Origin of the sequence: Lactobacillus delbrueckii subsp. bulgaricus (assembly GCF_046938665.1) — a bacterium.
In the GTDB taxonomy this organism is placed as follows: domain Bacteria; phylum Bacillota; class Bacilli; order Lactobacillales; family Lactobacillaceae; genus Lactobacillus; species Lactobacillus delbrueckii_C.
In genome coordinates this window covers 42,471-63,813 of record NZ_JBKZCD010000002.1, presented here as the reverse complement: position 1 = coordinate 63,813, position 21,343 = coordinate 42,471, and the positions used below count along the sequence as shown (strand labels likewise).

At 49.9% G+C, this 21,343-nt stretch carries 17 protein-coding genes; 9 read left to right on the top strand and 8 right to left on the bottom strand.

Translation table 11 applies throughout. From position 1 onward, the window contains the following. Window positions 1–37: 37 nt before the first annotated feature. A complete protein-coding gene (locus ACLUXO_RS01685; RefSeq protein ID WP_342095095.1) occupies window positions 38–340 on the bottom strand; it encodes an ArsR/SmtB family transcription factor in 303 nt (100 codons plus the stop codon). A 113-nt stretch (window positions 341–453) separates the two neighbouring features. Here ACLUXO_RS01685 and ACLUXO_RS01680 point away from each other — a divergent pair, with 113 nt between their 5' ends. The 3 genes from ACLUXO_RS01680 (at window position 454) to ACLUXO_RS01670 (ending at window position 3,819) form a co-directional block, all read left to right on the top strand. Continuing rightward, window positions 454–1,341: a cation diffusion facilitator family transporter gene (locus tag ACLUXO_RS01680; RefSeq protein ID WP_412136067.1), complete on the top strand. Its 888-nt coding sequence runs from the start codon at window positions 454–456 to the stop codon at window positions 1,339–1,341. Between the two features lie 201 nt (window positions 1,342–1,542). After that, window positions 1,543–2,568 carry a branched-chain amino acid aminotransferase gene (locus ACLUXO_RS01675; protein ID WP_412136066.1) on the top strand — a complete coding sequence of 342 codons (1,026 nt, stop codon included), beginning with the start codon at window positions 1,543–1,545 and terminating at the stop codon, window positions 2,566–2,568. A 117-nt stretch (window positions 2,569–2,685) separates the two neighbouring features. Then, entirely contained in the window at window positions 2,686–3,819 is a 1,134-nt protein-coding gene (locus ACLUXO_RS01670) for an AI-2E family transporter (protein WP_412136065.1), read from the top strand. A 115-nt stretch (window positions 3,820–3,934) separates the two neighbouring features. Here the strand turns inward: ACLUXO_RS01670 and ACLUXO_RS01665 are convergent, their stop codons facing one another. Next, window positions 3,935–4,882, bottom strand: a complete 948-nt coding sequence (locus tag ACLUXO_RS01665; protein WP_412136064.1) for an LCP family protein — start codon at window positions 4,880–4,882, stop codon at window positions 3,935–3,937. Window positions 4,883–4,942: 60 nt separating this feature from the next. Next, entirely contained in the window at window positions 4,943–7,201 is a 2,259-nt protein-coding gene (locus tag ACLUXO_RS01660; protein WP_412136063.1) for an HAD-IC family P-type ATPase, read from the bottom strand. 176 nt (window positions 7,202–7,377) lie between these two features. Here ACLUXO_RS01660 and ACLUXO_RS01655 point away from each other — a divergent pair, with 176 nt between their 5' ends. Next, entirely contained in the window at window positions 7,378–8,232 is an 855-nt protein-coding gene (locus ACLUXO_RS01655; protein WP_412136062.1) for a LysR family transcriptional regulator, read from the top strand. Between the two features lie 47 nt (window positions 8,233–8,279). Here ACLUXO_RS01655 and ACLUXO_RS01650 read toward each other — a convergent pair whose 3' ends face one another. Both ACLUXO_RS01650 and ACLUXO_RS01645 read right to left on the bottom strand, forming a co-directional pair. Continuing rightward, the gene (locus ACLUXO_RS01650; RefSeq protein WP_412136061.1) at window positions 8,280–9,782 is read right to left on the bottom strand and encodes an ABC transporter substrate-binding protein/permease; all 1,503 of its coding nucleotides are present in this window, start codon (window positions 9,780–9,782) and stop codon (window positions 8,280–8,282) included. A gap of 24 nt (window positions 9,783–9,806) precedes the next feature. Then, window positions 9,807–10,547 carry an amino acid ABC transporter ATP-binding protein gene (locus ACLUXO_RS01645; RefSeq protein WP_412136060.1) on the bottom strand — a complete coding sequence of 247 codons (741 nt, stop codon included), beginning with the start codon at window positions 10,545–10,547 and terminating at the stop codon, window positions 9,807–9,809. A 508-nt stretch (window positions 10,548–11,055) separates the two neighbouring features. Between ACLUXO_RS01645 and ACLUXO_RS01640 the strand changes: the two genes are divergently transcribed. After that, a complete protein-coding gene (locus ACLUXO_RS01640; protein ID WP_412136059.1) occupies window positions 11,056–11,664 on the top strand; it encodes a DUF4230 domain-containing protein in 609 nt (202 codons plus the stop codon). 326 nt (window positions 11,665–11,990) lie between these two features. On the opposite strand, the gene eno is transcribed toward ACLUXO_RS01640, so the two are convergent. Further along, window positions 11,991–13,268, bottom strand: coding sequence for a phosphopyruvate hydratase (gene eno, locus ACLUXO_RS01635; RefSeq protein WP_002879863.1), 1,278 nt, complete (start codon window positions 13,266–13,268; stop codon window positions 11,991–11,993). Between the two features lie 306 nt (window positions 13,269–13,574). Between eno and ACLUXO_RS01630 the strand changes: the two genes are divergently transcribed. Continuing rightward, window positions 13,575–14,411: a DegV family protein gene (locus tag ACLUXO_RS01630; protein ID WP_412136058.1), complete on the top strand. Its 837-nt coding sequence runs from the start codon at window positions 13,575–13,577 to the stop codon at window positions 14,409–14,411. A gap of 96 nt (window positions 14,412–14,507) precedes the next feature. Here the strand turns inward: ACLUXO_RS01630 and ACLUXO_RS01625 are convergent, their stop codons facing one another. After that, window positions 14,508–15,095: a phosphatase PAP2 family protein gene (locus ACLUXO_RS01625; RefSeq protein WP_279189613.1), complete on the bottom strand. Its 588-nt coding sequence runs from the start codon at window positions 15,093–15,095 to the stop codon at window positions 14,508–14,510. 272 nt (window positions 15,096–15,367) lie between these two features. On the opposite strand from ACLUXO_RS01625, the gene ACLUXO_RS01620 reads away from it, so the two are divergent. Beyond that, on the top strand, window positions 15,368–16,165 hold the full coding sequence (locus tag ACLUXO_RS01620) for a hypothetical protein (RefSeq protein WP_279189610.1): 798 nt from the start codon (window positions 15,368–15,370) through the stop codon (window positions 16,163–16,165). A gap of 68 nt (window positions 16,166–16,233) precedes the next feature. Here ACLUXO_RS01620 and ACLUXO_RS01615 read toward each other — a convergent pair whose 3' ends face one another. Next, on the bottom strand, window positions 16,234–17,136 hold the full coding sequence (locus tag ACLUXO_RS01615; protein ID WP_279189608.1) for a LysR family transcriptional regulator: 903 nt from the start codon (window positions 17,134–17,136) through the stop codon (window positions 16,234–16,236). Between the two features lie 401 nt (window positions 17,137–17,537). Here ACLUXO_RS01615 and ACLUXO_RS01610 point away from each other — a divergent pair, with 401 nt between their 5' ends. Beyond that, on the top strand, window positions 17,538–19,280 hold the full coding sequence (locus tag ACLUXO_RS01610; RefSeq protein WP_412136057.1) for an ABC transporter ATP-binding protein: 1,743 nt from the start codon (window positions 17,538–17,540) through the stop codon (window positions 19,278–19,280). Further along, window positions 19,277–21,049 (top strand): ABC transporter ATP-binding protein, encoded by a 1,773-nt coding sequence (locus ACLUXO_RS01605; RefSeq protein ID WP_412136056.1) that lies wholly within the window; start codon window positions 19,277–19,279, stop codon window positions 21,047–21,049. Before ACLUXO_RS01610 ends, ACLUXO_RS01605 begins: the two co-directional genes overlap by 4 nt. The last annotated feature ends 294 nt before the right edge of the window (window positions 21,050–21,343 follow it).

The window sequence follows — 21,343 nt, the reverse complement described above, 5'->3', positions numbered from 1 at the left end:
AAGCCGTTTTTGTTTGTATTAAAAATAAAGAGTAAAACTATTGCAGCCGGTCCAGGTGGTCCAGGTGCTCAGTCATCGCGTCGATGATCTGCACGATGTCCTGGTCGTTGATTGAATAGTAGACAAAAGTGCCTGCTTTGCGTTTCTGCACGAAATCGTATTTTTTCAAAATACCGAGCTGCTTGGAAATTACCGGCTGAGAGACGCCCAGGTGGCCGACGATTGCCGAAACCGGGCTTTCGCCGTGTTTTCTCAGGTAAAAGAGAATATGGATTCGCAGGCTGTTGCCCAAGACCTTGAAAAGGCGGGCCGCCTGGTCGATCAGTTCTTCATCTGTCATGCGGTTCTCCTTTCCAGTTTTCCCCCCTTGATTATATATCATTTTTGTTATATAGTGTAGGCAAGAGTAAATATACCAAAAACGATATATAAAAGATTACGCAGGTAAAAATCATGAAAGACCAAGCATCAAAAAGGTATTTGTGGGTGACTGTCTTCAATGTCATCATTACGGCCGCGGAAATTGCCGGCGGAATTATCTCCGGTTCCCTGGCCCTCTTGTCAGATGCTTTGCATAACTTGAGTGACATTGTTTCCATCGTGGTTGCCTTTGCCGCTAATTTGATCGCCAAAAGAAGCAAGGACCAGCACAAGACCTTTGGCTACAAGCGGGCCGAAACCCTGGCTGCCTACACCAACGGCCTCTTCTTGCTGGCCATTAGCATCTATCTCTTTATTTCAGCCATTAAGCGTTTCAGCAAGCCTGAACCGATTGAAGGGGGCGTCATGTTCATCGTCTCCTTGATTGGCCTGGCCGGCAACTTGATCTCCATGCTGATCCTGGGCAAGGGGAGCAAGGAGAACTTGAATGCCCGGGCCCTCTTTTTGAATATGATGTCGGACACCTTGTCCAGCGTGGCTGTCGTAGTGGGGTCACTCTTGATTTACTACCAAAACTGGACCCTGGTGGACCCGGTCTTAACTATGGCCGCGGCAATTTTCCTCTTGAAAGAGGCTTTTGAAGTTACCAGGGACTCAGCTAACGTCTTGATGGAAACTAACCCCGACTTGGACCTGGAAGCCATTGAAGCGGCTGTTTTGGCCTTTAAGGAGATAAGACAGCTCCACCACCTGCATGTCTGGCGCTACAGTGATGACACCATCATGCTGGACGCCCACATTGTGGTTGACTCCGGTTTAACCGCCAAGCGGATTGAAGAGCTTGATGAAGAGATTGCTGTTTGTCTGAAGGAAAAGTTTGCCATCAACCACGTCACCCTGCAGGCAGAATGCAGCCGGGGCCTGGATGAGGACCTTTTGTCAACCAACAAGGAAAATTAAGAAAAGATTAGCTAACTTTAAAAAAGAGAAAATTAGGGTCAAAAGGCTTGTCTGCGCAAGGCTTAGGCCTTATAAGAATTAAAGTTAGCAAAAAATAGCAAGAAGATGAAAATAATTTTAAAAAGGCCTTGCTAACTTTCAGAAAGAGTATTATAGTTACAACTATAAAAACTAGTGATTGAATTTTTAGGAGGTAATATCATGGCTAAAAAAGATCTCGATTGGGCAAATATCGGCTTTGGCTATCATCAAACCGACAAGCGCTACGTGGACTATTTCCACGATGGCGCCTGGGAAGGCGGCAAGCTGACCGACGACCCTAATGTTGTATTGAATGAATGTGCTGAAACCCTGCAATACGCCCAGCAAGTTTTTGAAGGGATGAAGGCCTACACCTGGAAGGACGGCTCTGTCGTTGTCTTCAGGCCAGACCAAAACGCGGAACGGATGTACAACTCCGCTAAGCGGATCGAAATGCAGCCTTATCCAAAGGACAAGTTCGTTGAAGCAATTGACCAAGTAGTCAAGGGCAATGTTGACTGGGTACCACCATACGGTTCAGGTGCGACTCTTTACCTGCGTCCATACGAAATTGGTACCACCCCAATCATCGGCGTTGCTCCGGCAACTGACTACATGTTCAGAATCTTTGCAACTCCAGTTGGCCCATACTACAAGGGCGGGGCTACTCCAGTTGCCGTTCAGGTTGCCCAATATGACCGGGCCGCACCTCGCGGGACTGGCCACGTTAAGGCCGCTTTGAACTATGCCATGAGTTTGAAGGCGACTGTCACTGCCCACCAGGCAGGTTTTGCTGAAAACATGTACCTGGACCCAGCTACCCAAACTTACATTGAAGAAACGGGTGGCTCAAACATTATCTTCATCGACCAAAACAACCACTTGGTCGTTCCTAAGTCAAATTCAATTTTGCCATCAATCACTAGACGCTCCATCGTATACTTGGCTGAACACTACCTCAACTTGACGGTTGAAGAAAGACAAGTCCGCTTCGACGAAGTTCCATCCTTCAAGGAATGTGCTTTGGTCGGCACGGCTGCCGTATTGTCACCAGTTGGCCGCATCGTCAATGGCGACCAGGTCATCGACCTGCCATCAGGCATGGACAAGCCAGGCAAGTTCATGGAAGAACTTTACAACACTTTGACTGGCATCCAAAATGGGGAAGTCGAAGCCCCAGAAGGCTGGATCCACCACGTGATGTAAAAATCATAATCGAGAATAAGATAAAAAATAGTAGTTTTCGCAACTGCTATTTTTTCGTGCTTTGGCCAGGGCCGGAAACTGTTATAATAAAAGCTAGTCAAACTAGCGAGGTGTATGATGAACAAATTTTGGAACCACATTGATCAGAAGTATTTTAAGATTGCCCTTTACTGTCTGGGCACGGTCTTTGCCGGTCTCTTCATCCTGCTTTTAGCCTATGAGTCAACTGGCTTCTGGGTCCGGGTAGGCAAGATTCTGGCGGCAATTGCCCAGCCTTTGACTTACGGTTTGGTTTTAACCTATCTTTTGATGCCTTTGACCAACTTCTTTGACCGGAAGTTTTCCAAGGGCAGCAGCCGGGGGGCAGTGGCGACAGCCAGCCGGTCAGCCGCCGTGGCCTTGACCCTGCTCTTGCTCTTGCTGGTTATTTTACTGGCCGCGACAGCAGTTTTCGTGACCTTCTCCAAGCAGCTGAGCCATTTCAGCTTGGACAGCTTAGAAAGCCTCTATGACCAACTGAAAGCCCAGTACAGCAGCTTTATCAACGAAATCTTAGCCTACCTGCAAAAGCAGGGCTGGTCGACCAGCGGCCTGGTCTCTTATCTGCAAAAGGGGGTCGGCCGGGTAACTGGCTTTTTGAGCGACTTCTTCTTCGGGGTGATTTTTGCCATCTACTTCCTCTACGATGGTCAGCGAATCGCGGCCTACTGGAAGGGAAACCTGGGCACCCTCTTAAACAGAAAGGTGATCAACGGAATCAAGCTCTTCTTAGCAGACGCTGACCGGGCCTTCTCCGGCTACATCAGAGGGCAAATTATCGATGCTTTTATCGTTGGCCTTTTAGTCAGCCTGGCCATGCTGATTGCCAAGGTCCCATATGGCCTTTTGATCGGTTTGGTAACCGGGCTGGGGAACCTGATCCCATACTTTGGTCCGATTTTAGGCTATGGGATGGTTATCTTAGCCTGCACCCTCAGCCAGAATATGACAGCTTTGATCGTGGGGATGATTATTCTCCTCTTGATCCAGGCGATTGATGGCAATATTCTTAATCCTAAGCTTTTGTCTTCAGCCATTCACATCCACCCCCTGTACGTTATCGCCTGCGTGATTGCCGGCGGGGCCATGGGTGGCTTTGTGGGGATGCTGATTGCCGTCCCGATGGGGGCCTTGCTGAAAACGGAATTCGAGCGCTTGATTGCCTACCGGCAAAAGCAGCTGGAAAAGAGCAAAGAGGCAAGTGAAGAGTAAGCAGCAAGCAGTAAATAGATCTGAGAACAAAGTAAAAGGACTCGCAAAAGCGGGTCCTTTTTGTCAGATTAAACAGTAATAAGTATAAAGCATTTAGTAGATGATTGAGTTTGCCTTACTGGCCATTAGCCAGCTGAACCTTTTTCAAGCCAGCAGCCTGGCGGACCAGGTCGCTGATTCTTTGCCGCTCTGCCAGACTGATGTGCTGGTAGGAGACCCCGTCCTGGTTAAAGCCGGTCCCGTGGGTGTAGTCGGTTTCCAGCTGGTCGCCGCTTGCCCGGTAGGACTTGGCCATCTGGGTCAAGTCGCTGAAAGTCAAATCAGTTCTGACCTGGCTGGAAACAGAGTTGAGGAAGGCTGGCTTTAAGAGGCTCTGGACGTCAGCCCCGCTCTTAATAATCGCGGTCAAGACCTGTCTTTGCCGCTTTTGCCGGCCGTAGTCGCCTTCAGGGTCGTCATAACGCATCCGGCAGTATTCCAGAGCCTTGTCCCCGTTCATATGGGTCGTCACGCCCTTTTTATAGCTATAGCCCTCGTAGTCAAAGCTCAAAAGAGGAGTAATATCAACCCCGCCCAGCTGGTCGATGATCGACTTCATCCCGCCCATGTTGATCAAGGCATAAGTATTGACTGGAATCTTGAAATACCGGTCTAAGGTCTGGCTGAGCAGCTTGACTCCGCCGTAAGTATAGGCGGCATTGATCTTAGAAGGGGAGTATTGAGGATATTGCGGGAAGTTGACCTGGAAGTCCCGCTCGATGCTGACGATGGTCGACTTCTTGGTCTGGGGATTAAGGACTAAAACCATGATGGAGTCGGTCCGTCCCTTGTAGTCCCGGCCCAGGGCCCCGGTGTCAGTCCCCATCAAGAGGACGACTAAGGGCTTGTTTTTCTTTAATACTTCTTCCTTGTTCCCATTTTCAGCGGCTTTTAAGCCGCTTTTTTGATAGGACCGGCTGACGGCTCTTTCAACATTGAAGTAGCTGTAGGCCAGCATGCCGGATAAGATGACTAGCAACAGAATTGCCAGACTCATGATGATTCTAAAAATTCGCTTGCGCATTAAATTCTTCTTTCCCTATAAAGCTAATTGGCCAAAAATAGCCAAACACACATTTATTTGTTACTTGTTCTTCATGACCGGCTGGTAGACCAGGTCGATCAATACGGCAGCCAGGAAGGCCACGGCCAAAGAAGTCAAGAGCTCCTTAATCCCGATGGCCGGCATGGCGATGCCCAAAAGTGCTAAAAGGCAGGTCAAAAGGATATCGGCGATCTGGACACTGGCTACCGGCTTAGATGGGGCAGACTGCCAGAAGAAGCGCTTGGTCCGGGTGATCAAGACGATCATCATGGCGCTCATAACTAAGAAGACGTAGACCATGGTGCCAACTTGATCATGATTTACTCCGGCCCTTGTTAAGGCAGAGACAAAGACAAAACCGATGATTGTCCAGGCTCCGGCCAAGGAGAAGGCAATTTTAGCCAGCTTGCCCATGTCCCAGTTCTCTGGCTTGTAAGTGATGTGAGTCTTGTCGGTCCCGATCATCATGGTGACCATGTTGTTCATGATCGTGTAGATGACCATGGCATTTAAGGCCATCGGCAGGTAGCCAAAAATAAGATAAGAGAAGGTCAAGAGCATGGTCAGTTCAGCAGTTCTAGCCAGTTTGGTCAAAGACCAGGTGGTCATCCGCTGGTAAACCCGGTGGCCGGCATCCAGGATCTTGACGATAGGGCTCAGGCCCTCATCCAAAAGGACCATCTTGCTGCTCTTTTTGGCCACGTCAGCAGCATTTGATACAGCGATGCCGACTTCGGCCTGCTTGAGGGCAGGGGAGTCGTTAACCCCGTCCCCGGTCATGCCGACGATATAGCCAGCCTTTTGGAAGTACTTGACCATGTCCAGCTTGTCTTCTGGCAAAACGTCGGCGATCCCGGCCAGGTCTTCTGCCTTTACCCCCTCTTTAAAGTCGCTAATCGAGATGACCTTGCCAGTCAAGCCGACTTCTTTAGCCACGCTGGCCGCGGTTTTCTGGTTGTCCCCGGTCAGCATGATCGGCTTGATTCCCCGCTTGACCAGTTCACCCAGAGCGGCTTTTGAATCAGTTCTGACCTTGTCTTTAGTGATAAAAATTCCCGCCAAACGGTCGTCGAGCAAAATCCCGACTGACCGGCCCAGGGTGAGGTCGACAGCCGCCATTTTTTCAGAAACAGCCGGGTCAATCTTGCTGAGCTGCTTGACTGAACCTAGCTTGACGTTATGGCCGTCTGCTTGCCCTTCAGAATAGCCCTGGCTGGAAGTGAAGGGGGTAAAGGCTTCTGCTTCTTTAACTGCTATCTTTTTCTCTTGCAGAAAGTCTATTAAAGCCAGGTCGATCACGCTTTGGTTGCGTTGGTCGATGGCCAGGCTGGTCAAGGCCAAGACTTCTTCATCTGAGAGTTTTGAAAAATTAGTAAAAGAGGCGACAGCCGTTTTGTTTTCAGTAATGGTCCCGGTCTTGTCCAGTAAGAGCAGGTTCAGGTTGGCCGCGTCTTGAATCCCGGTTAAGTCACTGGTCAAAACTCCTTCTTTAGACAGGCGGGTGGCCTCAAAGGAATTGGAGAGGGCAAAAGTTGACGGCATGGCTACTGGAATAGAAGCGATGAACATCATGGCCAGGAAGGGCAGCATTTCCAAGATGTTTTCACCCCGGATCACGGCCGCGATCAAGAGGATGACGGTCAAAACCCCGTCCAAAAGACAGAGGTAGTAGATGATCTTGGTCAAAAGCTGCTGCAGGTGGCCAGGTGCCGCGGACGTGTTGATCAAGTTGATGGTCTGCCCGCTTCTGGAATTGGTCCCGGTCGCGCTGACTCTGCCCAGGGCCTCGCCGTCCATGACGGTCGTGCCCGCAAAAGCTGTCGCCCCGGCTTTTTTATGGACATTTTTGGCTTCCCCGGTAATTGAGGATTCATCTAAGGTCAAGTTCCCGTCCAAAAGGTCAATGTCGGCGGCTAAAATATCCCCTCTTTGCAGGTTGACGATATCGCCGACTACCAGGTATTTGGAGTCAATTTTTTGCCAGCGGTCATCTCTTAAAACAGCGATAACCGGGGTCAGCTGCTGGGAAATTGAACTCAGGACCTTGCGGGACTTCTTCTTCTGCGTGGCCCCGTTGTAGGCGGCAAAGAGCAGCATAAGCAAAACGAAGAGGGACTGGATCCACTTGCCCAGGGCGCATTCCAGGAGGAGGGCCACCTCTAGAATCCAGGCACTGAGATTCCAAAGCTTGCCGGCAAATTCCTTCCAGAAGCTGAATTCCGGCTCCGGCACCTGGTTGAGTCCGTCTTTTTTTAAGCGCAGGTCAGCGTCAGCCTGCGTCAAGCCTTTTACTTTCATGCAAAGATCTCCTTGTAATTATTCTTCAGTCGTGACGTGTTACATTTAGAAGTTATTTTTCTCACTGTTCATTGTAGCCCCCAGGTTGATATAAATAAAATACTGTTTTATGATGTTAGATATCTAAAAAGTTGATATCTACTAAGCTCAAAGATCATTAAAAAGAGAGGAAGAAAATGAATTTCAAGCAGCTCAACTACTTTCTGGTCGTAGCCGAGGAAGGGCAGATTACATCTGCGGCCAAGCGGCTCTTTGTCGGCCAGCCAGCCCTCAGCTACCAGTTAAAGCAATTAGAGGAGGAATTGGGGGCTAAGCTCTTTATCCGTCAGCCTTATGGAATTGAACTGACCGAAGCAGGAAAAAAACTGCGCGATTATGCTGGTCAGATTTTGACCTTAGCCAAAAACGTCCAAACCGAAATTACGGAGCTGGATCGGGGCGGGCGGGGAAGGGTTAAATTAGGTTCCGTCTCTTCTTCAATCGGCGAGCTTCCTTCCGCCAAATTGACGGCTTTTGCCCGCCAGCATCCCGGCGTCTCCTTTGACATCTACGAAGACAACACTTTTGGCATCCTGGACAAGCTGCAGGGCAACCTGCTGGACCTGGCCATCGTCCGCACTCCCTACAACCGGGTCAACTTGAACTTTGTTGATATCAGCGATGAGCCGATGACCGCGGTTACCTGCCAGGACTTTTTCCCTGACAAGGAAAAAGTAAGGCTGCAGGACCTGGCCGGCCAGCCCCTGGTCATCTACCGGCGCTTTGAAGGCATGTTTAAGGAAGCCTTCGCGGAAAAAGGCCTCACCCCAAATTTTGTGGTCAAGTGCGATGATTCTAGAACCGCCATCCGCTGGAGTGACTCTGGCCTGGGGATTGCCCTGGTGCCGGAATCAATCGCCAAAACTTATGCAAAAGGCCACATCTACCCAATTGACTCGGCTAAGTGGCGGACCCGCCTGCAGCTGGTCTGGCGCAAAGACCGGGTGGTTACCCCCCTTATGCGGCAAATTATTGCCCTATATGCAAAATAAAAACTGGAAGCCAATCTAGGTTTCCAGTTTCTTTGTTTCTATTGTCTTTATGCCCGGCTTGAAGTCAGGTTCATCCGCCGTTCAAAGTAGTTGAGCAGACGGGTCAAAATAAAGGTGACCACGAAGTAGATGCACATGGTGATAAAAAGCGGCATGACCCCGCGGTAGGTCGCGGTTTGGACCAGGCCGGTCTCGTACATCAATTCCCCGACCCCGATGACGGAGACCAGGGAGCTGTCCTTGGTCAAGGTAATGAATTCATTGCCCAGGGCTGGCCAGATATTCTTCAAGGCTTGCGGGAAGACCACGTAGCGGTAGGTCTTGGCCTGGCTGAGCCCCAGGGACCGGGCAGCTTCCGTTTGCCCCTTGTCCACGGAATTAATCCCGGACCGGATGTCTTCAGCCACGTAAGCCCCAGAGTTAAGGCCAATAGCGATGATCCCGGCGGCCAGGGCCGGCATATTCTTGATCAGCATCCCGACCCCGAAGTAGACAAACATGATCTGAACCATCTGGGGAGTGCCCCGAAGGAACTCAATGTAGCAAACGGCAATGGCGTGCAAAAGCTTGTTCTTAGACAGACGCATCAAGGCGAAGATGACACCCAGGACTAAACCAATCGTGATGGAGCAAATCGTAATAATCATGGTGTAGCCCAGGCCAGTCGCGAAGTAGCTGGCGTACTTGCTCATGGAGTTGCTTGTCTTGCTTGAGGCCTGCTTCATGGCCTTGGCAGCGGCCGGGATGTACTTCTTGTTAAACAGGTCCTGCTTTTGGCAGTTGTTGATGGTCTTGTTGATGGCCTTGACCAGGTCGCCTTGCCCCTTGGCCACCCCAACGGCATTGCCCATCTGGGCCTGGCTGAGGCTGGACTTGACCAAAGACAGGGAAGTGTCGTTAGTGGCGTAAGTCTTGGCGTTCAGTTCACCTAATAAAACAGCATCAACCTTGCCGGACTTAAGCGCCATGAGCAGGTTGCTAATCTTGGCCAGACCCTTGACCTTGATCCCGCTCTTAGCAGCGTTTTTCTTCAAGGAAGTGTACTGAAGCGACCCGGTTTGGGCACCAACCGTCTTGCCTTTAAAGGAGGCAGTGCTGGTATACTTGGCCTTGTTGGTCTTGTTGATAACAAAGTAGTCGGACTTTTCCGCGTAGTAGATCTTGGAGAAGTCAATGCTCTTTTTCCGTTCGGCCGTTGGGGTCATCCCGGAAATGATCACGTCGATCTTGCCAGTTTCCAGGGCAACCAGGAGGGAGTCAAAGTCCATGTTCTTGATTTCCAGCTTGACCCCCAGGTCCTTGGCGATCTGCTTGGCCAGTTCAACATCGACGCCGACAAATTTGTTCTTGCCGTTGACGTTCTTGGTAAATTCCAATGGCGGGTAGTCAGCGGACATGCCGACAACTAATTTGCCGGACTTCTTGATCTTCTTCATGACCGTGCCACTGGCCACTTTCTTGCTGCTGGCGGCATCAACTGCTGGAATTGCCGCGGTAAAGAGCCCGGCCAAGAGGAGGAGGGCGGTCATAATTTTAATAAGTTTCTTCATCTTGCTTCATTCTTCCTTTGCTAGCTAGGCTTCCAAAATTTTTGCCAAAAAGTCCTTGGCCCGGTCACTTTGCGGGTGGTCGAAGACCTGGTCGGGGCTGCCCTGTTCCAAAAGATAACCGTCAGCCATGAACCAGACCTCATCAGCGACTTTTCGCGCGAAGCCCATTTCGTGGGTGACCACAACCATGGTCATCCCAGTTTGGGCTAAATCCTGCATGGTCTTTAAGACTTCCCCGACCATTTCCGGGTCTAAGGCACTGGTCGGTTCGTCAAAAAGCATCATGTCCGGCTGCATGGCTAAAGCCCGGGCGATAGCAACCCGCTGCTGCTGGCCGCCGGACAGGCTGGCCGGGGAGTGGTCAGCAAAGTCATCGAGGCCAACTTTTGCCAGGAGTTCATGAGCCAGTTTGCCGGCCTCCTGGTCACTCATCCCTTTGACCTTCATCGGCGCCAGCTTGACGTTTTCAATGACGGACATGTTAGGGAAGAGGTTGAAGCTTTGGAAGACCATGCCCATCTTCTGCCGGAGTTGGTCCAGCTCTTCTTCTTTAAGGTCGGTCAGTTCCGTTCCTTCAAAAATGACCTGGCCGCTGGTCGGCTTTTCCAACAGGTTCAGACAGCGCAAAAAAGTACTCTTGCCTGAACCGGATGGACCAATAACCGTGATGACTTTTCCTTTTTCGATGACGGCATTGATGTCCTTGAGAACTTCCTTGTCGCCGTAATTCTTCTTCAGATGCTTAACTTCGATGATCTTGTTCATGTTTAATCCTTCGTCTAAAAGGACACAAGCAATGAAGAGCTGACAAGCGGCAAAGTTCCGGGCAAGAGTACTTAAAATTAATCAAGTTGACAGTAATTGAAATACTGGAGCCAATGAGCGACTTATGACTGTGACAGCTTTTCATTGCCAGTCCTCGCCTTGCAATGAAACAGCTTCAGTCACCATCGTGGATGGTGCTATGTTCGGTGGTGGTAAGTCCTCGTCCTCATTTTGATTTGCTCCTTTAAAAATAAAAGTAAAGATAAATCTGAAATTAAATCTCTTATTGGTTTTTAATTTTAGCGCAAAAGGGAGGCTGATGCAATAGAAAATGACAACTTTCATGAAAAAGATTGTAAAAATAGGTAAAATAGCCAGATATCCGTATAAAGCTAAGAAGAGAAGTTTTTTGGGGGCAAATTGCTAAGATATTTAGAAATCGCCGGCTTCTTGATTGTTTTTTCCAGCCGCCCTTGCTATGATAGGGGGCACGTAAGGAGGGACTTTTTTGCAAAAAAGAACAGATAAAGGGTCCGGCAGAAGGACCGGATTTCTCCAAAAGCTGGCTGCCCTTTTGATCGCCGTGGCCTTTCTGGCTGGCGGGATCATGATCGGCCAGCATCTGCCCAAGAAAAGCCGGGACCAGGTAACAGTGGCCACGGTTTCCGCCAAATTGAAGGCGATCGGGGAGCTGGCGACTGAACAGTACACCTATACCGGCATCTACAAGCTGTCCAACGGGCAGATTCCTTTTATCACTAAAAAAGGCTTCACTATGGTCTATACGGCCAACTTTAAAGCCGGGGTCAAGGTGAAGGATATCAAGGTCCAAGTCAATCAGGAGCAGGTAACCGTGACCCTGCCGCAAAGCCAGCTGCTGGACAAGAAGATCGACCCGTCCTCAATCAAGTTCTATGACCAGAGCTATGCTCTTTTTAACTGGAACCAAAAAGAAGATATTACCAAGGCTGAGCAGGCGGCCTTAAAGAAGGCGACAGGCGTGGCCAAAAAGTCCGGCCTCTTGTCCCGGTCGCAAAAAAATGCCAAGAAACTGATCAAGCAGCTGCTCCAGGGGACCCTGGATGGCCGCAAGCTGGTCATCAAGACGGCAGAATAAAGCAAAGAAATACGCTCAAATCAAGCTGATCTGAGCGTATTATTTTTTGTCAAATATTATTCTGCAGAACTGTGGTCCACATGAGTGTGGGAGTATTGGTAACGCCACAGCCAGCAATAAGCCCATGGGGATGCCAGGAAGGCAAATGGAATTACCAGGGTGAGGAGTACAACAAGTGCCTGGAAAGGGCAGGGCAGGCCGTGACCGGTCCAAATTATCATTACTAGTATAAAGAGCAGGGGAAAAGCTGTCAATTCTCCAGGGGAATTTTGCGTACAAAAAAAGATCCGCTTATGCGGATCTTTTTTGAGCTAATCTTTTAATGATTAGTCTTGAGCTGGGAAGAAGTCGAGACGTTCGCCGTCACCGAGTTGTTCTTCAATTCTCAACAATTGGTTGTACTTTTCAACACGTTCTGAACGAGCTGGGGCACCAGTCTTCAGTTGGCCGCCGTTAGTAGCAACAGCGAAGTCAGCGATGAAGGTGTCACCAGTTTCACCTGAACGGTGAGAAATCATGGTGTTGTAACCGTGCTTACGTGAAATCCGGATGGTTTCCAAAGTTTCAGTTACAGTACCGATTTGGTTCAGCTTGATCAATGAAGCGTTACCTGCGCCTTCCTTGATGGCCTTTTCCAGCAAACGTGGGTTGGTGCAGATAAAGTCGTCAAGAACGATTTGCAGACGGTCCTTGTGGCTTTGAGTGAACTTAACCATACCTTCAGTGTCGTTTTCGTCGTATGGGTCTTCCATTGAGATCAATTCTGGGAATTCTGCGAGCAACTTGTCGTAGTATTCTGCCAATTGGTCACCGTCAAGAACCTTGCCTTCCAGGTGGTACTTGCCGTCTTCCTTGTTGTAGTAGTATGAAGCGGCACAGTCACAAGCGATGGCAATGTCTTCGCCAGGAACGTAACCAGCACGTTCGATAGCTTCGTGCAAAGCCTTCAAAGCTTCTTCTGAGTCCTTCATGTTAGGAGCGAAACCACCTTCGTCACCCAAGCCAGTTTCGTAACCCTTTTCTTCCAAAACCTTCTTCAAGGTGTGGTAAGTGTTAACGATCTTTTCGAAGCCGTCACGGAATGAAGTCTTCTTAACTGGAGTGATCATGAATTCTTGGATGTCGATGCCGTTGTCAGCGTGTTCACCACCGTTGATAACGTTGTGGAAAGTTTGAGGCATTGACAAGTCAGTACCGCCAAGGTAACGGTAAAGAGGTTGGTGGGTAGCCTTAGCAGCTGCTACAGCAGTAGCCATTGAAGTACCCAAGATAGCGTTAGCGCCCAACTTACCCTTGTTTGGAGTACCGTCAAGTTCGATCATAGCCTTGTCGATAGCTGGTTGGTTGAATGGGTCTGCACCTTGCAGTTCGTTGTTGATGGCAGTGTTAACGTTGTTAACAGCCTTCATAACACCCTTGCCGCCCAAACGTGAGCCACCGTCACGCAATTCAACAGCTTCGTTTTCACCAGTTGAAGCACCAGATGGAACTTCAGCGCGGCCAACTACACCGTTTGACAAAGTAACTTCAACTTCAACAGTTGGGTTACCACGTGAGTCAAAGATTTCTCTAGCATGAACGTTTTCAATAACAACCTTGGTCATTAAAAAATCCTCCTTAAAATACGCTGGCGGAGGAATTCTCCGACAGCAAGAGCATTCGCTCTGTAATTATTTACAAGTTCATTATAGTATAAGCTTGTGAATCCGTAAACAGCTAGTTTTTTGAAAACGATTCCAAAAACCGCTTTTTTACAAATTTTACTTTTTGCTAAGAAAGTTTGGTAAAAATCTAAGTTTGAAAGCGGTTAGTGAAAAAATCCCCCGGTTAAGGAAAAACTGTTAAAATAGATTTAGAAACAGACAAGGCAGGAAAAGCTGCCAGAGACAATGTAGAATCGGGATAATATTATGGAAAACGTGAGACTGATAGTTGATTCAAGCGCCAATACTTTGACTGACCCAAGCCGCGGCCTTGAGGTCGTGCCCCTGACTTTAACCATCGGCCAGGAAAATTGGCTGGATGACGAGCAGCTGGACATGGGCGCTTTTTTGAACAAGATGGAGGCCAGCCGGGAGGCAGGCAAGACTGCCGCGCCAAGCATTCAGCGCTGGCTGGACAGTTTGGAGGGCTGCGAGAAGGCAGTGATCGTGACGATTACCAGCGGCTTGTCGGGGACCTACTCTTCCGCCTTGCAGGCCAGAGACATCTATTTAGAGACCCACCCGCATGCCCAGATCGTGGTCGTTGACTCCCGGTCAGCCGGTCCGGAACTGGAAGTAATCCTGGAAGGGATCGAAAGCATTCTTAAAGATGACAAGCTCCGCTTTGCTGACTTGGAAGCCAGAATTGCCGAGTACCGGACCAAAACGCATTTGCTTTTCGTCCTCCAGTCCCTGCGAAACCTGTCCTTAAACGGCCGGGTGTCGCCAGCCGTGGCCAAAATTGCGGGGATGCTGAAGATCAATTTAATCGGGACGGCCAGCGTTGACGGTGACTTGCAGCCTTTGACCAAGGCCAGAGGGATGAAGAAGGCCCTGCGGGAACTGGTCAAGCAGATGAAGGAAGAGAAGTACCAGGGCGGTCGGGTCGTGATTGACCACTGCGAAAACGAAGCTGATGCTGAGAAGCTGAAGGAACTGCTGCTAGCAGAATATCCGGAGGCTGAGATTACCATCCGGCCAATGCGGGGCCTGTGCTCTTTCTACGCGGAAAGAGGGGGGCTCATGGTCGGCTTTCACAATTAATAAGCTGCAAAATAAAAAATCCAGGGTTCTGTTAAGTTAGAACTCTGGATTTTTTGCTACTAATATATCGTTATCGTCTCTGTTATGTACTATCTTTTACTTCAAAAAGAGGGCAGCATAGATTGTCTGCACTACTGTAAAGCAAAAGACCGACAAGGCCACGGCCCCCAGGACGTCTGACGGGTAGTGGGCCCGGAGGTTGAGGCGGGAGATAACCACAAAAAGCCAGTAGACCAAAAGAATTAGGGCAAAGAACTGGTCAAATTCCCGTCTGAGCAGGGCGTAAAGGATCAGGCACATGGTCGTTGCCCCTAAGACATGGCCGCTGGGGAAGCTGTAGCCTTCTTCTTCAGACAGGTGGGCATGAGGGCGGCTCCGCTTGACCAGGTGCTTGACGATAAAACCGGCGGCATCGGTCACGCCTAAGGTAGCCAGGACCCAAAGGCCGAGCCGGTAATTGTCTTCGTTTAAAAGCAGGCCGGCAATCAAGACGTCCCAGACAATGACCAGCTTGGGCTCGTTGATGAAGGCGATGATCTTCCAAAAAATATTCTTCTGCGTCCGCACCAGTTTCTTGTGCAGCTTCCGGTCCAGGCGGTTGAAGGCCGGGGAATAGAGAATGTTGAGGATCAAGACCAGCAGGACCAGCCCTGAGATTGTCAGTGAGATAAGGTCGACTTGCAAATTTTCATTTTCCTTCTAGCAAAACTTGACTTGTCCGGATAAAAACAAGCGGACTTTTACGGAAAATATTCTACACGTCCCCGGCTGGAAAATCAACCAATACCGGAAGCGCATACAAAGATGGTAAAAGTTGGCCGAAATTAATGAAACCGCTTGCTTCACAAAGACCTTTTTGTTAAATTAGACCAGGAGAAAAATAACAACATATAAACGGTAAATAGTGTTAGGAGCTTATTTAGGAGAAAATGAGAACGAGAAAGAAAATTTGCGATATGAATGTGGCGGTGGTTGACCGGCAGAATCTGCCTGCCTTACTGGCTAGCGGGAAAATAGCGGCCCAGGCAGATGAAAACTACCAGATAAATCCGAAGACGGTCGCGGCCTACGACTTCCAGATGGACCTGCTTTTGGGCAAGTACCGGACGATCGTTTATGACGCTGCTGCCGGCTGGGTCTTGCTAAAAAAGAAGACATGTCGTCGCCTGGTTCATGAACTGAGAAAGAAGGAGCCGGCCCACGAACTGACTATTAAAAAGCAGCTCTGCCGGCAGATTGGAATGTCTGATCAGTACGTCCAGTCTTTTGGCTCGCACGCCTATTTCTCTTTTTTTATCATGCGCCACAAGCCGCTTGACCTGGTAGGCCTGCACCAGATAAAGCTGTTTGAGTGCCTTGACAATCACGGTCTTTTTCTGACTTTAGACCGGCAGTACTGCTTTAGCCTGGAGATGCCCAGACAATCTGGCCGGGGCCAGCAGATCCTGCAGGACTGCATTACTCACAACGCTGCCTTCTTGCACCTGGCAAGCGCCCGGGCAGCCAGCTGGGGCTGCCAGTTAAAGCCGGTCAGCCGCAAGTCTCTCTTAAACGACCCGGCTTATATCAGACAAAGCCGGCTGGCGGAAATCAAGGCCATGGATCCCCGGCAGATTTTGGAAGAAGCAGAGGACAACTACTTAAACTATTGCTCAGAGGAATTTTTGAAGGAATTCCGGGCCTGGAACTGGGGCAAGCAGGACATGCGGCAGTTGATCAACTACTGCAATAAGTCCTTTAATGAAATCAAATGACTCAAGGCGAAAAAACAGCAATAAAAAATGCTCATCAACCGATGAGCATTTTTTGTATACTTATAATCTTAGCCCAGCTTTTGTGCCTTGAGCCAGTTCATCAAGTCCAGGACGTGTTCGTTGAGGACGTCCTTGCAAGTGAAGAGGGTCAGGTCTGAGCTGACCTTGACGTCCAGGGGAACCCGCTTTAGGCCATTGACTTCGCAATTGTCGTCATCAAGCGGGCCGGTGTACGGCTGGATAGCCAGGCCCTGCTGGGTGTAAACCATCATGGTTTGCGCTACGACATTGTTGGCAAAGAAGATCCGGCTTTGCTTGCAGTTCTTTTCAATCCGGTCCTGCATTAAGGTAATCAGCGGTGATGAACAAGAAAGGTCCAGGAAGACCAGGTCCTTGCCGTCCAGGTCCTTTTCTGAAAGCAGGTCCTTTTCAGCCAGAGGGTGGTCATTTGGCACCAGGGTGCACCACTTCAACTTGCCGATCGTGTAGGCGGTGAAGTCCGGGAATTTCGGCATGGCTTCCGGAGTTGATAAGACCAGGTCAAGCTCGTGGGAGGCCAGCTTCTCAAAGAGAACCGGGCTGCTTTCAACGAAGAATTCGATGTTGACGGTGTCGCGGCTCCTGCGGAACTGGCGGATGAGGCCAGGCAGCATCAGCTGTTCGGCCAGAATCCCGATTAAGCCGACCTTCAAGGTGATTTGCCCCTCTGACATAGCGATCCGCTTGGCCTTGGAAACAGCGGTCCGATAGTCGTTCAATTCGTTCTTGATGCTGTTATATAAGGATCGGCCGGCCGGGGTCAGCAGCATCTTGCGGCGGGAGCGGCTGAACAGCTGGTAGCCCAGTTGCTTCTCGATTGAGGATATGGCCAGGGAAACCGCTGGCTGGGACATGTTCATGTTTTGTGCAGTCTTGGTAAAGCTCTGCGTCTGCGCGGCGTTTACAAAGATCTCTAGGTGTTCGATTCTCACGGGTTTACTAAGCTCCTCATAATAAAAAGATTGAAATGTCAGATATATATGCTACGCGTATCAAACAGTTCTGATATAATAATATATCAATTCCTCAAGAAATAAAAACGCTTGTTATTAAAAAAATCGAAACTTTTAAAAAAAGCAATTTTTCCCTAACAATTTCTAATTTTCCCGCTTAAAAAAGCTGCCGGGCAAAAGAAATTGAGCTATTAACAATAAAAAAGTGTTTATTCTTAGTATTATGACTAAACTTTATTGCTAATTCTGACAAAAATCAAGTGGTAAACTCGGAAAAATGATCGATTTAGAAATAAATTTAGAAATTTGTACTTGTTGATTTTAATAAGAATAAAGTATGATAGAATTTCGAAGTATCAAATAAATTAAGGAAGTGGAACATGAAATACGTCTTTAGCTACCTCAAAGACTATAAAAAAGAAAGCATTCTGGCCCCGCTTTTCAAGCTGCTGGAAGCCCTGTTTGACCTCTTCGTTCCCCTGGTCGTGGCCAGGATTATCGATTACGGGATCAAAGAAAGAAACCAGGCCTATGTTTTCCAGCAGGTTGGCCTCTTGGCCCTTTTGGCCCTTTTAGGGATCACGGCCAGCATTACTGCCCAGTGGTTTGCCGCCAAGGCCAGCGTGGGCCTGGCCAGCCAGCTGCGACAGGCGGCTTTTGACAAGGTGGAAAAGTTCAGTTTTGCCAACCTGGACCAGCTGCCGCCCAGCACCTTGATTACCCGCTTGACCAGTGATATCAACCAGGTGCAGACCGGCTTCAACATGGCTTTACGCCTCTTATTAAGAAGTCCTTTTATCGTCTTTGGGTCAATGATCGCGGCCTTTACGGTTAATGTTAAAGCGGCCTTGATCTTTGCCGTAGCGATTCCGCTTTTGGCCCTGGTCGTCTTTGGCATCATGCTGGTCAGTATCCCCCTTTACCGGAAGGTGCAGAAGCGGTTGGATGAAATTACCCGCCTGAGCAATGAAAACCTGACCGGGGTCCGGGTCATCCGAGCCTTTAGAAAAGAAAGAGCGGCCGTGGCCAAATTTGATGAAAAAGTTTCCGCCATGACCAAGCTGAACGAGTTTGTCGGCCGCCTGTCAGCCGCCATGAACCCGGTGACTTATGTCATGATCAATATCGCGGCCATCGTCTTGATTCAAGTTGGCGCCGTCCAGGTAAATACCGGAGCAATGGCGCAAGGGCAAGTGGTGGCTCTTTACAACTACCTGGCCCAAATGATCGTGGAACTGATTAAGCTGGCCAGCCTGATTATCACCATCAACCGGGCCTGGGCCTGCGGAGACCGGGTTGGCCAGGTTCTGGCCACGGAAAACGACTTGACTTATCCTGAAGCAGGTCCAAAGGTCACAAACAGCCAGGTTGACTTTAAAAATGTTTCCTTTACCTATCCGGCAGCCTCAGCACCGGCCGTTTCAAACTTGACCTTCACGATCAAGCCGGCCGCGACCGTCGGCATTATCGGGGGGACGGGCAGCGGCAAGAGCACCCTCTTGAAGCTCTTGACCCGCTTTTATGACTGCGGGGAAGGGGAGATCAAGCTGGGCGGAGTTTCCTTAAAAGACCTAACCCAAGAGGAACTGCTGGACCAGTATGCCCTGGTGCCGCAAAAGGCCCAGCTTTTTGCCGGCAGCATCCGGGACAACCTGCTGATGGGCAGGCTGGAGGCCAGTGATGAAGACTTGTGGCGGGCTCTGGAATTGGCCCAGGCGAAAGACGTAGTCTTGGCTAAGCCCGGCCAGCTGGACTTTCAGCTCGAGCAGGAAGGCAGAAACCTTTCCGGCGGGCAAAAGCAGCGTTTGACCATCGCCCGGGCCCTGGTCAAGCAGGCTCCGCTTTTAATTTTAGATGATAGCGACAGCGCCCTGGACCTGGCAACAGGGGCGCGTCTGCGGCAGGCTCTGGCCAGCTTGAAGGACGTAACTAAGATCCTGGTTTCCCAGCGGGCCTCCAGCATCATGCAGGCTGACCAGATCTTGGTCTTAGACGATGGCAAACTGGTGGCCAGCGGCAAGCACGAAGAGCTTTTGGCCAGCTGCCAGGTCTACCAGGAAATCTATTATTCCCAGTTCCCGAAGGAAAAAGAAGCGAAAGAAGATAAGGAGGGGAGCCGATGAAAAAGCAAGACAAGAAAATGGACAGCTGGCAGGCGATGAAGCAGCTTTTGCCAATTATCGGCCGCTACCGCCTTCTTTTATTCATCAGCATAATTCTAGCGGCAGTTTCCGTTATCCTCCAGCTTTATGTGCCGATCATCTTTGGCCGGGCCATTGACCAGATTGTCGGTACCGGCAAAGTTGACTTTCCGGCTATTGGCCAGGACCTGGCCCAGATTTTAATCTTGGTGCTTGTCTCAGCCGCCGCCACCTGGCTGATGGGCCTGATCAACAATAAACTGACCTACCGGACCGTCCAGGATATCCGGGAAAAGGCCATCCGGCAGCTGCAGCTTTTGCCCTTGTCATATCTGGACCAGCACCCAAGCGGGGACATTGTTTCCAGAATCATTGCCGACACCGACCAGCTCTCTGACGGCCTGCTCTTAGGCTTTTCCCAGCTTTTCTCCGGCTTGATCACTATTGTGGCTACCCTGGCCTTCATGCTCAGCCAGTCAGTGGAAATTACCCTCTTGGTTTTGGTCTTGACTCCTTTGAGTTTCGTCGTGGCCCGCTTTATTGCCAGCCGGTCCTACCAGATGTTCAGAAAGCAGAGCCAGACTAGGGGCGAGCAGACCAGCTTGATTGAGGAGATGGTGAGCGGGGTCAAGGTGGTCAAGGCTTTTGGCTATGAAAAAACCGCCTCAAGCCGCTTCGCTGAAATCAACCACCGCCTGCAAGAATACAGCCAGCAGGCGACCTTTTATTCCAGCCTGACCAACCCGGCTACCCGCTTTATCAATTCCTTGATTTATGCCCTGGTCGCCTTGGCGGGGGCTTTTGCCATCATGGGCGGGCGCCTTACGGTTGGGGGGCTCAGCGTTTTGCTGAATTACTCTAACCAGTACATGAAGCCGTTTAACGACATCAGCTCGGTGATTACTGAGCTGCAAAACGCGGCTGCCTGCGCCGGCCGGGTCTTTGAACTGATCAATGAAGAGTCGGAAGCTGATCCGGTGGACTTAAGCAAGGCTGATGGCGATTTGCTTGAAGTCAAGACCGGTTCAGTCGTCTTTGACCATGTCAACTTCTCCTACCAGGCGGACAAGCCTCTGATCAGGGACTTCAACTTGACTGCCAAGCCGGGGATGCGGGTTGCCCTGGTCGGGCCGACCGGCTGCGGGAAGACGACCACCATCAACCTGCTCATGCGCTTCTATGACGTGGATTCCGGCGGAATCTACTTAGACGGGACTAATATCAAGGACATGTCCCGGCACGCCTTAAGAAAAAATTTCGGCATGGTCTTGCAGGACACCTGGCTGGAAGAGGGGACAGTCCGGGACAACCTGGCTTACGGCAAGGAAGACGCGACGGATGAAGAAATCATTGAAGCCGCAAAAGCTGCCCACAGCTGGGGCTTTATCCGCCGCCTGCCCCAGGGCCTGGACACGCCCCTTTCCGCTGACAGCTTAAGCGCCGGGCAAAAGCAGCTGCTCTGCATCACCAGGGTCATGCTGCTGGACCCGCCAATGCTGATTTTGGATGAAGCAACCAGCTCTATCGACACCCGGACAGAAATGCTGATTCAAGCTGCTTTTGACAAGTTGATGCAGGGCCGGACCAGCTTTGTCGTGGCCCACCGTTTGTCCACGGTCGTTAATGCTGACTTGATCCTGGTGATGAAGGACGGGCAGATTATTGAACGCGGCAAGCACGCTGACCTTCTGGCCCGGGGCGGCTTTTATTGCCAGCTTTACCGCAGCCAGTTCGCGAAATTACCGTCATAACTAAATACTTTTTAAGTTTTTAACCGTTCTCTAAGTGAGAGCGGTTTTAATTCACTAAACAATTGCAAAAATATTATTATTTTTTGAGAAAAAGATAGAAAGATTTAGTATAATTGCTTTGTAAAAGTCGCTAATGACAAAAAATAGCTAGATGGAAGCTGGTAATATGAGTCAATGGTAACCCCTTACTGAAGTAAGGGGCTTGAAGCGCAAGCTTTAGGTCACTTATCTTTAGCAGGGAAGCTGGAGAAATCCGGCTTTCATTGTCTAGACTAAGCTATCCATTCAGCTTCG

Bases quoted from the DNA above. Each gene is read 5' to 3' on its own strand.
- eno (WP_002879863.1), bottom strand. From the start codon at position 13,268: ATGACCAAGGTTGTTATTGAAAACGTTCATGCTAGAGAAATCTTTGAC.
- ACLUXO_RS01650 (WP_412136061.1), bottom strand. From the start codon at position 9,782: ATGAAGAAACTTATTAAAATTATGACCGCCCTCCTCCTCTTGGCCGGG.
- ACLUXO_RS01660 (WP_412136063.1), bottom strand. From the start codon at position 7,201: ATGAAAGTAAAAGGCTTGACGCAGGCTGACGCTGACCTGCGCTTAAAA.
- ACLUXO_RS01620 (WP_279189610.1), top strand. From the start codon at position 15,368: ATGAATGTGGCGGTGGTTGACCGGCAGAATCTGCCTGCCTTACTGGCT.
- ACLUXO_RS01645 (WP_412136060.1), bottom strand. From the start codon at position 10,547: ATGAACAAGATCATCGAAGTTAAGCATCTGAAGAAGAATTACGGCGAC.
- ACLUXO_RS01685 (WP_342095095.1), bottom strand. From the start codon at position 340: ATGACAGATGAAGAACTGATCGACCAGGCGGCCCGCCTTTTCAAGGTC.
- ACLUXO_RS01675 (WP_412136066.1), top strand. From the start codon at position 1,543: ATGGCTAAAAAAGATCTCGATTGGGCAAATATCGGCTTTGGCTATCAT.
- ACLUXO_RS01655 (WP_412136062.1), top strand. From the start codon at position 7,378: ATGAATTTCAAGCAGCTCAACTACTTTCTGGTCGTAGCCGAGGAAGGG.
- ACLUXO_RS01670 (WP_412136065.1), top strand. From the start codon at position 2,686: ATGAACAAATTTTGGAACCACATTGATCAGAAGTATTTTAAGATTGCC.
- ACLUXO_RS01680 (WP_412136067.1), top strand. From the start codon at position 454: ATGAAAGACCAAGCATCAAAAAGGTATTTGTGGGTGACTGTCTTCAAT.
- ACLUXO_RS01665 (WP_412136064.1), bottom strand. From the start codon at position 4,882: ATGCGCAAGCGAATTTTTAGAATCATCATGAGTCTGGCAATTCTGTTG.
- ACLUXO_RS01605 (WP_412136056.1), top strand. From the start codon at position 19,277: ATGAAAAAGCAAGACAAGAAAATGGACAGCTGGCAGGCGATGAAGCAG.
- ACLUXO_RS01610 (WP_412136057.1), top strand. From the start codon at position 17,538: ATGAAATACGTCTTTAGCTACCTCAAAGACTATAAAAAAGAAAGCATT.
- ACLUXO_RS01630 (WP_412136058.1), top strand. From the start codon at position 13,575: ATGGAAAACGTGAGACTGATAGTTGATTCAAGCGCCAATACTTTGACT.